This window comes from Cupriavidus sp. 01T418 (genome assembly GCF_056398885.1).
Window position 1 is genome coordinate 1 of sequence record NZ_JBFTQG010000132.1, and the last position, 895, is coordinate 895.

Here is an 895-nt window from a genome sequence, read left to right on the forward strand (position 1 = left end):
TTACAAGAAGTTACAAATTACACCTCAACCGGATACTCTAATAGCCGGTTAGGAGTGCATTCTGTGCACCCACAAAATCCTAAATTAAGTTTTGACGCTATGACAATAGTTGGAAATCTCAGTCGTGACAACGCTCAAAAGCTATCGTCATTTATGAGTATCGAACCACAAATTCGACTTTGGGATATACTACAAACGAAATTTAAAGCTAAAGCACTGCAGGAAAAAGTTTATATCGAATACGACAAAGTAAAAGCAGATACATGGGATAGACGTAATATGCGTGTTGAATTTAATCCAAATAAACTTACACATGAAGAAATGATTTGGTTAAAACAAAACATCATCGACTATATGGAAGATGACGGTTTTACAAGATTAGACTTAGCCTTTGATTTTGAAGATGATTTAAGCAACTACTATGTAATGTCAGATAAAGCTTTGAAGAAGACTGTATTCTATGGAATTAATGGAATGCCAGAAACAAAATATTTTGGCGTTCGTGATAGCGATAGATTTATTAGAATTTATAACAAAAAACAAGAACGTAAAGATAACGCAGATGTTGAAGTTACGTCTGATCACTTATGGCGTGTAGAAATTGAACTTAAAAGAGATATGGTTGATTATTGGAACGATTGTTTTGAAGATTTACATATTTTAAAACCTGATTGGACTACACTAGAAAAATTAAAAGACCAAGCTATGATTTATATGTTAATTCATGAAGAAGGCGTATGGGGAAAACTTGAAAGGCATGCTAAATATAAATATAAGAAATTAATCAAAGAAATATCTCCAGTTGATTTGACGGAATTAATGAAATCGACTTTAAGAGAAAATGAAAAACAATTACAAAAGCAAATAGAATTTTGGCAGACAAAAAGTAAGAAGC

The 895-nt window shown here is 32.0% G+C and carries 1 protein-coding gene; it reads left to right on the plus strand.

All coding sequences use genetic code 11. The features are described 5' to 3' along the window. Window positions 1-63: 63 nt before the first annotated feature. The coding region (locus tag AC1DQ3_RS36550) for a replication initiation factor domain-containing protein (protein WP_477124954.1) at window positions 64-895 on the plus strand (832 nt) is incomplete at its 3' end.